The following is a 14754-nucleotide window of genomic DNA, read 5'->3' on the forward strand; positions in this document are numbered from 1 at the left end:
TCTTATTTCTCCTACTTTCCTACACAGAAATCGCCAAAAATTTTATTAACCAAATCTTCTTCTAATTCATTACCTGTTATTTCGTTCAATGCTTTTAAAGAAGACATTACATATATTGAAACTAAATCTAAGTATTCATTTCTTTGTACTCTTACTAATGCTTCTTCTGCATTTTCCAGTGCTCTTATTAAAGCCTGCTTATGTCTTGAATTAGAAATGATAAGACTTTCCGTTTCAATAGATCCGCTAAAGAATAAATCTTTTATATTTTGCTTTAGCTCATCTAATCCTATTTCTTCCTTGGCAGATATTCTGATTATATTTTCAAAATCTTTAATATATTTTTCATCAAGTTTTTGTTCTAGGTCAATTTTATTTAATATTAAAACTGTTTTCTTTCCTTTAACTTGCTCAATTATTTCCTTATCTTCATCACTTATTTCTCTTGATGAATCCATTACCAATAATATTAAGTCAGCTTCTTCTAACTTTTCTCTAGATCTTTCTACACCAATCTTTTCTACAACATCTTCTGTCTCTCTGATACCTGCTGTATCTATGATTTTTACTGGAACTCCATCTAAATTTATGTACTCTTCTATGATATCTCTAGTTGTACCAGCTATATCAGTAACTATTGCTCTCTTTTCTCTAAGCAATGCATTTAATAAAGAAGACTTTCCTACATTAGGCTTACCTACAATGGCTAAGCTTAATCCTTCTCTGATAATCTTACCTGCATCTGCTCCCTTAAGCAGCACTTTCATTTCTTCTATACCGCTCTTTAAGCTCTTTTCAACATTTTTAGGGATACTTGGATCTATTTCTTCATCATCCTCAGTAAAATCTACCGCAAATTCAACTAAAGCCATTACATTTAGCATATATTCTCTTAATTTATTTATATGTCTTGATAAATATCCTGAACTTTGCATTAAGGCAGACTTCATAGATAAATCTGTCTTAGCCCTTATAAGATCCATAACAGCTTCTGCTTGTGATAAATCAATTCTTCCATTTAAGAAAGCTCTCTTAGTAAACTCTCCTGGTTCTGCAATCCTTGCACCAGCTTTTATTATGCTTTCTAGAACCTTATTTGTTGAAACTACTCCACCATGGCAGTTTATTTCAACTACATCTTCTGCTGTAAAGCTTCTAGGTCCTTTCATATAACTTATTATTACTTCATCTATAAGATCATCACCATCATAAATATGTCCATATTTCATAGTGTATGATTTCATTTCTTTTATATCTGTTCCACTTTTAGCTCTAAATACCTTAGATACTATTTCTAACGCATTTTCACCTGAAACTCTTATTATTGCAATACCACCTTCACCAATAGGTGTGGCAATAGCACATATTGTATCAAAATCTCGCATTTATATATCCTCCTTAGAATATATTTTATTAGTTATTATACCCTAAATTAGCTAATATTCATTTTACAAGACTATTTTATATAAGTCAAAAAACAAAAAGTGAAAAAAGGTGTCATTTTGACACCTTTTTCCACTATCTTTTAATACTTACAACTACTCTTCTAAATGGCTCTTCACCTTCACTATAAGTATTTATATCATTATAATCCTGTAAAGCAGAATGAATTATTCTTCTTTCATATGGATTCATTGGTTCTAATTTATAAGCTCTTCCAGATTTTCTAACCTTATATGCTGTCTTTTGTGCAACCTTTATTAAAGTTTCTTCTCTTTTCTGTCTATAATTCTCTGTATCTAAAGAAACTCTAATATATTCATCTTCATGGTTCTTATTAATAACTAAAGAAGTAAGATATTGCAATGAATCTAAGGTTTCCCCCCTATATCCAATAACTAATCCCATCTTATCACCACTGATATTGATAGATAGTACTCCCTTTTCTTCTTTAATATCTAATTTTGCATTTACTCCCATGGCTTCTAACACATCATGTAAAAATACCCTGACATCTTCTGCAGCATTTCTCTTAACAGTAACCTTGATTCTAGCTGGTTTTGCACCTATAAGATTTAAAAAACCTCTACTGCCTTCATCAACTATTTCTACAGTTACTTTATCTTTATCAACTTTTAACTCCTTTAAAGCAGTTTCTAAAGCTTCATCAACAGTTCTACCATTGACTTCTATTGTTTTCATAGTCTATTCACCACCTATAAGTATTAACTTATTTCTTTTTCTTTTTAGACTTTGGTGCATATACCTTTTTTTCTGCTTCTAGTTTAGCTTTTTCGTCAGCTTTTTTCTTAGCTGGCAAATAATTAATAAAATATGTTTGAACTAATTGAATAAGTCCTCCAATTATCCAGTAAATAACTAGTATTGGTTGGAATTGAAGTGCCATGAAGCCCATCATACCTGCCATAACTATGTTCATTGTTCCCATGTTCATTGGGCTATCTTCTGAATTAGTAGACATTGACTTACTTAATAATAATGATGGTATATAAGTACTTAATGCAGCAAGTATACCAAGTATTATTGAAGTTACATTAAACATACTTGTTGGCATAGCAAATACGTTATTTATGAATAAGAAAGATAAATCAGCACCATCTGTTGGCTGTATATTTCTAAATACATAATATAAAGCAAATAATATAGGTAATGGTAATAATGCAGGAAGACATCCTCCAAACATACTTACATTATTTTCTTTCATTAGTTTTGAAGTCTCTAATTGCATTTTTTGAGGATCATTGGCATATTTTGCCTGAATTTTCTTTAATTCAGGTTGTATTTCCTGCATTTTTGCATTTGACTTAGTAGACTTAATATTTAGTGGTAAAATCAGCAATCTTATTATTAATGTAAATATAAAAATTGCTAATACATAAGAAAGACCTTCCTTGTTTTCTGGTATCCCTAAAGATACTATAAAAGAATGTAACGCACTGAAGATTGCAGTCATTCCATTAACTATAGCACTCCACATTGAAAATAACCTCCTTATTTTACAGGATCATATCCCCCGTTTTTGTTAAAAGGATTACACCTTAAAATTCTTTTGATAGCCATATAACTCCCCTTTATGGAGCCATATTTTTCTATGGCTTCCACAGCATATTGCGAACAAGATGGTACAAAAATACATCTAGCTGGCCTTGTGGGAGAGTAATATTTTTGATATAAATTTATTATTTGCAAAAGCACTTTTTTCATTATAAATATATTCCTGCCTTTTTAAATAAATTTTTCATAGCTCCTTCCACATCAGAATATTTTTTATCCTTTATAGCGCTTCTGGCTACAAATACATAATCATATCCTGGCTTAAGTTCATGATAATTTAATCTGTAAGCTTCATATATTAATCTCTTGCTTCTACTTCTAACTACGCTATTACCTACTTTTTTACTAACGGATATACCTAATTTATTATAAGGAATATTATTATCATCCTTATTTTTTTTATTAGGAAAAACGTATAGTACCAATAAGTTGTTAGCATAAGATTTTCCTTTTTTATAAACAAGTCTAAATTCTGCGTTTTTTCTTAATTTATATATCATAAGTAATATTATACGCTCCTTAACTATCTGCATATGCAGAAAAAGGCCACATCTGCGGCCCTTATGCTGTTAATTTTTTTCTACCTTTTTGTCTTCTTCTTCTAAGAACGTTTCTTCCTGATGCAGTAGACATTCTCTTTCTGAATCCGTGTTCTTTTTTTCTTTGTCTCTTTTTTGGTTGGTATGTCATGAACATTAACAATGCACCCCCTTTAAGCTAAATTTCTATAGTAAAAACTATATCTTCTTAAATTAAAATTTACCTTATTATTATATATACTTACCTTTTTCGTGTCAATATGAATTAAATTCCGTGGACTTGTTGATAAAGTTATGCACAGTTTTAAAAATTGTGGATAACTTATTGAAAATCCACAGGTATATATGATATTATTAACATAAGTGTGAATAAGTTTGTGAATAACTCAACTTATCCACAATTGTGGATATCTTTGTGTATAACTTGTTCAAAATTTTTTGATATTTTGTTATACAGTATGTAGTATTGTCGAATTTACTGGCTTTATACACTTTTTTTATTGTTTAAAATTACATATATCATATCTGTGGATAAATATATTATAATTATGTTATCTACATATTTGTCAACATGTGAATAACTTTTATTCACTTTATCAACAGCAGCTTGTCTGTGTTGATAACTTTGTGACTAACCTGTGACTAAATTGTTTATAATTTTTTTTGGAGGATAAGCTAGATGGAAACTGATTTAAAAAAATTATGGGAAAATACCCTAAATATTATTAAAGGCGAGATGTCTGAAGTTAGTTTTAATACCTGGATCAAAAGTTGTGAGCCTATATCAATTTCATCAAATACTATTAAAATCAGTGTTCCTAATGTCTTCACTCAAGATATATTAGAAAAAAGATATAAAGATTTAGTAATAAACTCAATATATTCAGCTTGTTCTAAGCAGTATAATGTTGAATTTCTTACTGAATCGGAAATCCAAGAAGCCAATTCTGATAAGCCAACAGATTCAAGTGAGCAAAACCATAAAGATTCAATGAGTATTACTGTAAGCGATGAAATGTCAAGTACATTAAATCCTAAATATACCTTTGATTCTTTTGTTATCGGTAACAGTAATAGATTTGCTCATGCTGCATCTTTAGCAGTTGCAGAATCTCCAGCAAAAGCTTATAATCCCCTGTTCATTTATGGAGGCGTTGGACTTGGAAAAACCCACTTAATGCATGCAATAGGTCATTACATACTTCAAGGAAATCCAAATGCTAAAGTAGTTTACGTTTCTTCTGAAAAATTCACTAATGAACTTATCAATTCTATCAAGGATGATAAGAACGAGGAATTCAGAACTAAGTATAGAAGTGTGGATGTTCTTTTAATTGATGATATTCAATTTATTGCTGGTAAGGAAAGAACTCAAGAAGAATTCTTCCATACATTTAATACTTTACATGATGCAAACAAACAGATAATTCTATCATCTGATAGGCCGCCAAAGGAAATTCCAACACTTGAAGATAGACTTCGTTCTAGATTTGAGTGGGGTCTAATAGCTGATATACAGGCGCCTGATTTTGAAACTAGAATGGCTATATTAAAGAAAAAAGCTGATGTGGAAAAATTAAACGTTCCTAATGAAGTTATGGTTTATATTGCTACAAAAATTAAGTCTAATATAAGAGAGTTAGAAGGTGCACTAATAAGAATAGTTGCGTACTCTTCTCTAACAAATAGAGAAATTACCGTTGATTTAGCAACTGAAGCATTAAAAGATATTATTTCAAATAAGCAAAATAAAAATATCACTATTGATCTTATTCAAGATGTAATAGCAGCTTACTTTAATTTAAGAGTAGAAGATTTAAAATCTCAAAGAAGAACAAGAAATATTGCATACCCAAGACAAATAGCCATGTATTTAAGCAGAAAGCTTACAGATATGTCACTTCCAAAGATAGGCGAAGAGTTTGGAGGACGTGATCATACAACGGTTATTCATGCGTATGAAAAGATTTCAGAAGGCTTAAAAAGCGATGAAAGCCTACAACGTACAATAGATGACATAACTAAAAAAATAACTCAAAAATAAAGTTATTCACACCTGTTGATAATAACCTGTGAATAACCGGTGGATATCTTTTTTAAAATTATTAGTGTGTGGATATTGTGGATAAGTGTTCAAATTTGTCACCAACTTATCCACAGTATTTTTTTCTTATAAACATAGAAAAAATCAGTGTTTACAATAGTTATCCACATATCCACACGCCCTACTACTATTATTATTAATAATTATATTATATTATTTATATATATTGTCTATAAATCTATGTGCATAACTGTGCATAACTTTAGGAGGTTGTCTTATGAATTTCATATGTTCAAAACAAAAATTACAAGAAGGTATTTCTATAGTTACTAAGGCTATAACTGGAAAAACTACAATGCCAATTTTAGAAGGTATTTACATAGAAGCTAATAATGAAGGCGTAACACTTATTGGATCAGATATGGATGTAAGTATCGAAACTAAAGTTGAAGCTACAGTTATTACACCTGGAAAAATAGTATTAGATGCGAGATTATTTGGTGAAATCATTAGAAAACTACCAAATTCAGATGTAAAAATAGAAATAGCTGATAATGATTTAATACAAGTTACTTGTGAAAAATCAGTATTTAACTTGGTTTACATGAATCCAAGTGATTATCCAATGTTACCAACAATAAACGAAGATTTAAAAGTTGAAGTTCCACAAAATTTATTAAAAAATATGATTAAAGGTACTTCATTTGCTATTGCTCAAGATGAAGCAAGACCAATACTTCAAGGAATTCTTTTTGAAGTAAAAGATAAACAATTAAATTTAGTAGCATTAGATGGATATAGATTAGCCATCAGAAATGAACTTTTAGATATAGATAATGACATAGAAGTCGTAATTCCTGGAAAAACTTTAAATGAGGTATCTAAAATTTTAGAAGATAATTCAGATTTAGTTGAAATTACCTTCACAAATAATCACATTTTATTTAATTTAAAAACTACAAAAGTGATTTCAAGATTACTAGAAGGTAAATTTGTAAATTACAACTCACTTTTACCTCAAGAACATAAGCTAATTGTTAATGTTAAAAAGCAAGAACTTCAAAATGGTATTGAAAGAGCATCTTTAATGGCTAAAGATGGAAATAGCAACTTAATCAAATTAGATGTGCAAGAAGACATTTTAATTATCACTTCTAATTCTCAATTGGGAAAAGTAAGAGAGGAAGTTGCAATCAATCTGCAAGGAGAAGAAGTTCAAATTGCATTTAACTCAAGATATTTATTAGATGTTCTTAAGAATATGGAAGAAGAAGAAATTGTTATGGAAATGACATCAGGTATAACTCCTTGCGTAATAAAAGGAAAAAATATGAATAATTCAAAATATTTAGTTTTACCTGTTAGATTAGTAAGATAGGAGGAACTTGCATAAAAAGCGTATATATATGCAGGAAAGATGGAACTATGGAAGTGAAAATTCAAACTGAATTTATAAAATTAGATTCATTCTTAAAATTTTGTGGTGCAGCATCATTAGGTTCAGAAGCTAAAATGTATGTTTTAGACGAATTAGTAAAAGTAAATGGTGAAATTTGTACTCAAAGAGGAAAAAAATTATATAGAGGTGACATTGTAGAATTTAATGGTGAAACTTTTAAAGTAGTATAAATGCTATTTTAAAATTAACTATTAAAAGTTTATATATGTTATAATATTATGGGTGTTTAAGATGTTTATTAAAAGACTACAAATGCTTAATTATAGAAATTATAATGCATTAGATATTGAATTATGTCCTAATGTTAATGTGTTCATGGGAGATAATGCTCAAGGAAAAACTAATATACTAGAAGCTATATATTACTGTGCTTTTGCAAAATCTCATAGAACATCAAAAGATAAAGAGCTTATTAATTGGAATGGTGAACATGCATTTATAAGTGTTGATGTAGGCAGAGAAAGACTTGATAAAAGGATAGATATAAGCATTCTTAAGGACGGAAAGAAATCCATAAGGATTAATAAAATAAAAATAAAAAAAATAGGCGAATTATTTGGAAATTTCAATGTTGTGATGTTTTCTCCGGAGGATCTTAGAATAATAAAAGATTCTCCAGGAGTAAGACGAAAATTTATTGATATGGAATTATGTCAGCTAAATCCAAAGTATTATTATAATCTAGTTCAGTATAATAAAGTTCTTAACGAAAGGAATATATTGCTAAGAAATAGAAGTACCAGTAGTGAAATGCTAGAAATATATGATATGCAATTGGTTGAATTTGGATATAATATAATTAGAGAGAGAATTAAATACATTGAGAGTCTAAATAAGTATGCTGAAAAAATACACTCTGATATCACATCGGGAAAAGAAAAGATAAATTTTAAGTATATTAGTACTATAAAGGACTTAGAAAATATTAAAGAAAATTTTTACACACTATTAGAAAAGAATAGAAGTAAGGATTGCGATAGAGGAACAACATCCATTGGTCCACATAGGGATGATTTTTTTGTCTATATAAACGATATTGATACTAAGAGTTATGGATCCCAAGGGCAACAGAGAACAGCAGTATTAACTATGAAATTTTCATCACTAGAAATAATAAAAGAGCTTACAGGAGAATTTCCAGTTTTACTTTTAGATGATGTATTATCAGAACTAGATTTTAATAGAAAAAAATATATTTTAAGTACAATAGGACAGATACAAACTGTTATTACATGTACTGGTATAGAAGATTTATATGAATATTTAGACGAAAAGGCAAAAGTCTTTAAAGTTAAGAATGGAGAAATAGTAAACTCGTAAGGAAACTCTGTTTTTAGGAAAATAAGTTGGATTAAATAAAGTATTTGAATCTTACTTACAAGGAGGAAATAGTATGTTTTTACATTTGGGAGAAAATGTAGTAGTACCAATAAAAGATGTAATAGGAATATTTGATATACATAATTCTATGTATAGTTCAGATACCATATCTTTTTTAAGAATGGCTGAAGAAGATGGATTTGTTGAAAAGATTTCTAAGGAGAGTCCAAAATCATTTGTTATAGCTGAAGTTAATAAGATGAGCAAGGTTTATTTATCACCAATTTCATCGTCAACATTAACAAAGAGAACAAATATTGATTATAATCCTTAAGTCCGATATTTAGCCTTTAGTTTATATATATCAAAGATTAAGGAGGAATATGTCTTGACAGAAAACAAGCAAAGTTATGATGAAAGTCAGATTCAGGTTTTAGAAGGTTTAGAAGCGGTAAGAAAAAGACCGGGTATGTACATAGGGACTACAAGCTCAAGAGGACTTCATCATTTAGTTTATGAAATAGTTGATAATAGTATCGATGAGGCATTAGCAGGATTCTGTAGCCATATCGAAGTTACGATAAATGAAGATAATTCTATTACTGTAGTAGATAACGGTAGAGGTATGCCTGTAGGAATACATCCTAAAATGGGAAGATCAACTATTGAAGTTATCATGACAGTGTTACATGCTGGTGGAAAATTTGGTGGAGGAGGATACAAAGTATCCGGAGGGCTTCACGGTGTTGGGGCATCAGTTGTTAATGCATTATCAGAAGCTTGTGAAGTTACAGTAACAAGAGAAGGTAAAGTATGGCAACAAAAATATTCAAGAGGAAATATCTTAGGTGATGTTACTCAAATAGGTGAAAGTGACGGTCATGGTACAAAGACTTGGTTTAAACCAGATCATGAAATATTTGAGACAACAGAATTTGAGTTTGAAATACTACAAAGTAGATTAAGAGAGCTTGCTTTTCTTAATAAAGGAATTCGTATCACTTTAGCAGATAAGAGAGAAGGACAAGAAAATGTTGAAACTTATTACTACGAAGGTGGTATAAAGGAATTTGTAAATTATTTAAATAGAAATAAAGATGTATTACATCCAGAACCAATCTATGTTGAAGGAGAAAAAGATGGAATCATAGCTGAAGTGTCACTTCAATACAATGATGGATATACAGAAAATCTTTATTCATTTGCCAATAACATAGATACAATAGAAGGTGGAACTCACTTAGTTGGTTTTAAGACAGCAATAACAAGAGTTATCAATGACTATGCTAAGAAGTTTGGTCACATAAAAGAAAGCGATAAGAATCTTTCAGGAGATGATGTAAGAGAAGGTCTTACAGCAGTAGTTTCTGTGAAAATATCTGAACCGCAATTTGAAGGACAAACAAAAACTAAGCTTGGAAACTCTGAAGTAAGAGGTGTAGTTGACTCAATTGTTACTGAAGGAGTAGGTACTTTCTTAGAAGAAAATCCAGCTGTAGGAAAAATAATAATAGATAAGGCATTAATGGCAGCTAGAGCTAGAGATGCAGCTAGAAAAGCCAGAGAGCTTACAAGAAAATCTGTGCTTGAAAGATCAACATTACCAGGTAAATTAGCAGATTGCTCTTCTAAAGATCCAATGGAATGTGAAATCTATATAGTGGAAGGGGATTCAGCTGGTGGTTCAGCAAAGCAAGGAAGAAATAGAAAATTCCAAGCGATACTACCACTTAGAGGAAAGATCTTAAACGTTGAGAAACAAAGATTAGATAGAATACTAAATGCAGATTCAATAAGATCAATGGTTACAGCTTTTGGTGCTGGTATTGGAAAAGATTTTGATGTATCAAAGCTTAGATATAACAGAATCATAATCATGACTGATGCCGATGTGGATGGTGCACATATTAGAACATTACTACTAACGTTCTTCTACAGATATATGAGACCTCTTATTGATGAAGGGCATGTATTTATAGCACAACCACCTCTTTACAAGATAAGCAAAGGTAAAAAAGAAGTTTATGCATATAGTGATGAAGAGTTAGAAAGTGCTTTAAATGAAATGGGCGGTAAAGATAGTTCAGTTGATATACAAAGATACAAAGGTCTTGGTGAAATGAATGCAAACCAATTATGGGATACTACAATGAATCCAGAAGAAAGAATACTTTTAAAAGCTACAGTAGAAGATGCTATTGCAGCTGATGAAATATTCACTATCTTAATGGGAGATAAAGTTGAACCAAGAAGAGAGTTTATACAAAAAAATGCTAAGAAAGTTAGTAACTTAGATATTTAGTACTAATACGAGGTGAAGTACATGAATTTAAATGAGGGAAAATATATCCATGTTGATATAAATAGTGAGATGAAAAAATGTTATATCGACTATGCTATGAGTGTTATAGTTGGTAGAGCACTTCCTGATGTAAGAGATGGTCTTAAGCCAGTTCATAGAAGAATACTTTACTCAATGCAAGAATTAGGCTTAGAGCCTCAAAAAGGATACAGAAAATGTGCCAGAATAGTTGGGGAAGTTTTAGGTAAGTATCACCCACATGGTGATTCCTCAGTTTACGATGCATTAGTAAGAATGGCGCAAGATTTCTCTTTAAGATATACATTAGTTGATGGACATGGAAACTTTGGTTCTGTAGACGGTGATAGTGCAGCGGCAATGAGATATACAGAAGCAAAGATGAATAAGATAGCAGTGGAAATGTTAAGAGACATTAGAAAAGAAACTGTTGATTTTATGCCAAACTTTGATGGTGAGGAAAAAGAACCAGTAGTATTACCTTCAAGATATCCAAACCTTTTAGTAAATGGTTCATCAGGTATAGCGGTAGGTATGGCAACTAATATACCTCCACATAACTTAGGAGAGATTATTGATGGAACAATAATGCTAATAGATAATCCAGAGACTACTGTTTTAGAACTTATGACAGCAATACAGGGACCTGATTTCCCAACTGGTGCAATAGTTATGGGTAAGGCTGGTATAAGAGCAGCTTATGAAACAGGAAAAGGAAAGATTGTCGTTAGATCAAAAACTGAAATTGAAGAGGAAAATGGAAGAAACAGAATAGTTGTTACTGAAATTCCTTATCAAGTTAATAAAGCTAAGCTTATAGAAAATATTGCTGACTTAGTTAAAGATAAGAAGATTACTGGAATATCAGATTTAAGAGATGAATCTGATAGAGAAGGTATGAGAATAGTAATAGAACTTAAGAGAGATGCTAATCCAAATGTAATTTTAAATTTATTATTTAAACATACAAAGATGCAAGATACTTTTGGAGTTATCATGCTAGCATTAGTAGATAATGAACCAAAAATATTAAATCTTAAGGAAGTATTAACTCATTATATAGAATTCCAAAAAGAAGTTGTTACTAGAAGAACTGTATTTGAATTAAATAAAGCAGAAGCTAGAGCACACATATTAGAAGGGTTAAAAATAGCTCTTGATAATATTGATGATGTAATTCATATTATTAGAAATTCAAAAACAAGTGATATTGCAAAAAGCACATTAATGGAAAGATTCCAATTAAGTGAAAAACAAGCTCAAGCAATCTTAGAAATGAGATTAAGAAGATTAACAGGTCTTGAAAGAGATAAGATAGAAGAAGAACTTAATGAAATTATGCAATACATTGAATATTTAAATAGTATATTAGCTGATGAAATGAAGCTTCTTGGAGTAATCAAGGAAGAGCTTAGAGAAATAAAGAGCAAATACAATGATGAAAGAAGAACTGAAATTCAAAAAGTAGTTAATGAAATAGACATAGAAGATTTAATTCAAGAAGAAGATGTTGTTATTACATTAACTAATTCAGGATATATTAAGAGAATTTCTGCTGATACATATTCAGCTCAAAGAAGAGGGGGAAGAGGTATTCAAGCAATGACTACAAAAGAAGATGATTTTGTAGAAAATGTTTTAATAACTTCAACTCATTCAGATGTATTATTCTTTACAAACAGAGGAAGAGTGTACAAGAAGAGAGCATATGAAATTCCAGATGCAGGTAGAACTGCTAAGGGAACTAATATAATCAACCTTATTCCAATAGAACAAGATGAAAGAATTGAAACAGTACTTACTGTTGCTGATGAAATAAGAGAAGGATATCTATTCATGGCAACTAAGAAGGGTCTTGTTAAGAAGACACCTTTATCAGAATTCAAGAACTTAAGAAAGAACGGACTTATAGCTATAAGCTTAAGAGAAGGTGATGAACTACTTAAGGTAAAGGTTACTAGAGGAGATGCAGACATAGTTATAGTATCTGAACGTGGTAATGCAATTAAGTTTAATGAACAAGATGTAAGACCAATGGGTAGAACTGCAGCTGGTGTTAAATCAATGAACTTAAGAGAAGATGATATTGCTGTTTGTATGGATATAGCAGTTGATGATGAAGATTTATTAGTAATCAGTGAAAATGGATTTGGTAAGAGAACACCTTTAGTTGAATATAAGAGACAAAATAGAGGTGGAGTTGGTTTAATAACATACAAAATCAGTGAAAAGACTGGTAAAGTTGTTGGTGCAACAGTATGTAAATCTGAAGATGAATTAATGCTTATAAATACAAGTGGTGTTGCTATAAGAATTAATGTATCAGATGTATCTGTAACTAGTAGAGCTACAATGGGAGTTAGATTAATGAGAACTTCTGATGAAGAAAAGATTGTAGCTATAGCTAAAATTTCAGGTAGAGATGTAGAAGATAAAGATCAGCAATTAACATTAACAGATGAATTAGATAGACAAGAAAATGAAGTTGTAGAAGATAATAGTCTTGATAAATTAGTTCAAGAAGCTCAAAAACAAATGGATGAAAAATCAAATTCAGAAGAATAGTAAAAAGGAGTTGTAGCACTAAATAATTAGTGAACAGCTCCTTTTTTGTATGTAAATAATTTTTACTACAGGAAAAAATAAGTTGGAAAATGTCGCAATTTATAGAATGATGTAGGTATAGATATAGATAATTCTATTGTTGTAACAGAAAATATAAAAAGTGAAAATCATAAAACTTGTGGAATAAGAGTAAAAAATGGATCTACTATTACATTAAATGGGAAGAACACGCACAAGAATGATAAGGATGATATTCTAAAAATTAATAAAAGCAATGAACCTGATAATACTATAAATGATACAGCTAATCAGTATCTTGAAATATATACAAGTAGCAGTACTTCAACTACAACTAATCCACCAATTGAAACAATTACAACTACAACAACAAAATATAGAAAACAAGAAGTAAATGTAGAAACATTAGATGAATTAAAAAAAAGCTATAGATGTAGCAAATTCAATTGTAAATATAACTAAAGAAATAAATCTAAAGGTTTATTAGTATATGGTGCTAAAAATATAACTTTAGAAGATATAGAGTTAATAGGTGATGGTAATAAAAGTGTAGTTGGTTTAGAAATAGCACTTAAATCTACTGTAAAACTTAAAAATATAACAAGCTCAAATCATACAAGATGCGGAATAACAGTAAGAGATGGAGCTGAAGTTGAATTCTTAGGTGGAAATAAGCACACAAATGATGGAGATGATATTATAAGTTTAGTTAATTAAGAAAATATAAAGATAGAGACTTTTTTTATGGAAACAATAATATAAATATAGAGCTTAGCAATGGAGAAACTTTAAAATATGAAGTTTTTTCTGTATATGTTACAGATGTTGAGGATAATTATATTCAAACTAAATTTGATAATGCCAATGAATATAAGGAGTTTTTAGACAGAATAAAGAATAAGTCTATTTATGAAAATGAAATAGAATTAAGTGAAGATGATAAAATAATAACTTTATCAACTTGTTCTTTTGAATTTAATGATGCAAGATTAGTGGTACATGGTAAACTTATAAAGAATTAAGTAAATAAATATAATGCCTTACAGCATAAGCTGTAGGGCAATTTTATTTTATTTATAATATTAAAGCTTTGACATGTGCCTATAAAAACTAAAAAATAATGTCCTTTTTAGGGGGAGTGGTAACAATATATAGTTGAAAAAATTTTTATTAGGTCAGTAAGTATAGCCATAATAAAGCTTTTTAAGTAGTTATAATTTACCAACCTATACTTTAAAAATAAACGTGAACAGTGAATGAATAAGAGCACTTTAGGAGAAAATATATATAAATTACAATACTCTAATCCTGGTGTATCACAATGAGAATTAGTTAGAATATGAAAGAAAAAGAAAGTAATTTAATAATAATTTAATTAATTAAGTATATTTATAATATTTTATAATTAATAGAAGTGTTAAACTAAAACACGTCGACAGGACAGCAAACAACAGTAAAGCTGCTGAAACGACAA

The 14754-nt window shown here is 29.8% G+C and carries 14 protein-coding genes; 8 read left to right on the top strand and 6 right to left on the bottom strand.

Features of this window, described 5'->3' with window-relative positions; translation table 11 throughout:
- Positions 1-11: 11 nt before the first annotated feature.
- The 6 genes from mnmE to rpmH all read right to left on the bottom strand — a co-directional run bounded on the left by mnmE (position 12) and on the right by rpmH (position 3711).
- The gene (gene mnmE, locus Q5O44_RS10070) at positions 12-1385 is read right to left on the bottom strand and encodes a tRNA uridine-5-carboxymethylaminomethyl(34) synthesis GTPase MnmE (RefSeq protein WP_022168291.1); all 1374 of its coding nucleotides are present in this window, start codon (positions 1383-1385) and stop codon (positions 12-14) included.
- Positions 1386-1518: 133 nt separating this feature from the next.
- Positions 1519-2142, bottom strand: a complete 624-nt coding sequence (gene jag / locus Q5O44_RS10075; RefSeq protein ID WP_022168292.1) for an RNA-binding cell elongation regulator Jag/EloR — start codon at positions 2140-2142, stop codon at positions 1519-1521.
- 28 nt (positions 2143-2170) lie between these two features.
- Positions 2171-2938, bottom strand: coding sequence for a membrane protein insertase YidC (gene yidC / locus Q5O44_RS10080; RefSeq protein WP_022168293.1), 768 nt, complete (start codon positions 2936-2938; stop codon positions 2171-2173).
- Positions 2939-2952: 14 nt separating this feature from the next.
- On the bottom strand, positions 2953-3168 hold the full coding sequence (gene yidD, locus Q5O44_RS10085) for a membrane protein insertion efficiency factor YidD (protein ID WP_291662561.1): 216 nt from the start codon (positions 3166-3168) through the stop codon (positions 2953-2955).
- On the bottom strand, positions 3165-3515 hold the full coding sequence (rnpA, locus tag Q5O44_RS10090) for a ribonuclease P protein component (RefSeq protein WP_022168295.1): 351 nt from the start codon (positions 3513-3515) through the stop codon (positions 3165-3167). Before rnpA ends, yidD begins: the two co-directional genes overlap by 4 nt.
- A 61-nt stretch (positions 3516-3576) precedes the next feature.
- Positions 3577-3711 carry a 50S ribosomal protein L34 gene (rpmH, locus tag Q5O44_RS15255; protein ID WP_022168296.1) on the bottom strand — a complete coding sequence of 45 codons (135 nt, stop codon included), beginning with the start codon at positions 3709-3711 and terminating at the stop codon, positions 3577-3579.
- Positions 3712-4233: 522 nt separating this feature from the next.
- Here rpmH and dnaA point away from each other — a divergent pair.
- From dnaA to Q5O44_RS15260, 8 genes are all read left to right on the top strand, one after another.
- Positions 4234-5598 (top strand): chromosomal replication initiator protein DnaA, encoded by a 1365-nt coding sequence (dnaA, locus tag Q5O44_RS10100; protein WP_022168297.1) that lies wholly within the window; start codon positions 4234-4236, stop codon positions 5596-5598.
- Positions 5599-5875: 277 nt separating this feature from the next.
- Positions 5876-6976 carry a DNA polymerase III subunit beta gene (gene dnaN, locus Q5O44_RS10105; RefSeq protein WP_022168298.1) on the top strand — a complete coding sequence of 367 codons (1101 nt, stop codon included), beginning with the start codon at positions 5876-5878 and terminating at the stop codon, positions 6974-6976.
- Positions 6977-7023: 47 nt separating this feature from the next.
- On the top strand, positions 7024-7227 hold the full coding sequence (locus Q5O44_RS10110) for an RNA-binding S4 domain-containing protein (RefSeq protein ID WP_022168299.1): 204 nt from the start codon (positions 7024-7026) through the stop codon (positions 7225-7227).
- Between the two features lie 61 nt (positions 7228-7288).
- Positions 7289-8377: a DNA replication/repair protein RecF gene (gene recF / locus Q5O44_RS10115; RefSeq protein WP_022168300.1), complete on the top strand. Its 1089-nt coding sequence runs from the start codon at positions 7289-7291 to the stop codon at positions 8375-8377.
- Positions 8378-8450: 73 nt separating this feature from the next.
- On the top strand, positions 8451-8711 hold the full coding sequence (gene remB / locus Q5O44_RS10120) for an extracellular matrix regulator RemB (RefSeq protein WP_022168301.1): 261 nt from the start codon (positions 8451-8453) through the stop codon (positions 8709-8711).
- Positions 8712-8765: 54 nt separating this feature from the next.
- Positions 8766-10679: a DNA topoisomerase (ATP-hydrolyzing) subunit B gene (gene gyrB / locus Q5O44_RS10125; RefSeq protein ID WP_022168302.1), complete on the top strand. Its 1914-nt coding sequence runs from the start codon at positions 8766-8768 to the stop codon at positions 10677-10679.
- Between the two features lie 21 nt (positions 10680-10700).
- Complete coding sequence (gene gyrA / locus Q5O44_RS10130; protein ID WP_022168303.1) at positions 10701-13262, top strand: DNA gyrase subunit A; 2562 nt, start codon at positions 10701-10703, stop codon at positions 13260-13262.
- Positions 13263-14044: 782 nt separating this feature from the next.
- Positions 14045-14302 (top strand): class B sortase, encoded by a 258-nt coding sequence (locus Q5O44_RS15260; protein WP_368075174.1) that lies wholly within the window; start codon positions 14045-14047, stop codon positions 14300-14302.
- Positions 14303-14754 lie beyond the last annotated feature (452 nt).

This window comes from Clostridium sp. CAG:221, assembly GCA_000435835.1.
Taxonomy (GTDB): Bacteria; Bacillota; Clostridia; order Clostridiales; family Clostridiaceae; genus Clostridium.

Coding starts and splice junctions, on each gene's coding strand:
- mnmE (WP_022168291.1), bottom strand. CDS start 1,385: ATGCGAGATTTTGATACAATATGTGCTATTGCCACACCTATTGGTGAA.
- jag (WP_022168292.1), bottom strand. CDS start 2,142: ATGAAAACAATAGAAGTCAATGGTAGAACTGTTGATGAAGCTTTAGAA.
- yidC (WP_022168293.1), bottom strand. CDS start 2,938: ATGTGGAGTGCTATAGTTAATGGAATGACTGCAATCTTCAGTGCGTTA.
- rnpA (WP_022168295.1), bottom strand. CDS start 3,515: ATGATATATAAATTAAGAAAAAACGCAGAATTTAGACTTGTTTATAAA.
- rpmH (WP_022168296.1), bottom strand. CDS start 3,711: ATGTTCATGACATACCAACCAAAAAAGAGACAAAGAAAAAAAGAACAC.
- dnaA (WP_022168297.1), top strand. CDS start 4,234: ATGGAAACTGATTTAAAAAAATTATGGGAAAATACCCTAAATATTATT.
- dnaN (WP_022168298.1), top strand. CDS start 5,876: ATGAATTTCATATGTTCAAAACAAAAATTACAAGAAGGTATTTCTATA.
- Q5O44_RS10110 (WP_022168299.1), top strand. CDS start 7,024: ATGGAAGTGAAAATTCAAACTGAATTTATAAAATTAGATTCATTCTTA.
- recF (WP_022168300.1), top strand. CDS start 7,289: ATGTTTATTAAAAGACTACAAATGCTTAATTATAGAAATTATAATGCA.
- remB (WP_022168301.1), top strand. CDS start 8,451: ATGTTTTTACATTTGGGAGAAAATGTAGTAGTACCAATAAAAGATGTA.
- gyrA (WP_022168303.1), top strand. CDS start 10,701: ATGAATTTAAATGAGGGAAAATATATCCATGTTGATATAAATAGTGAG.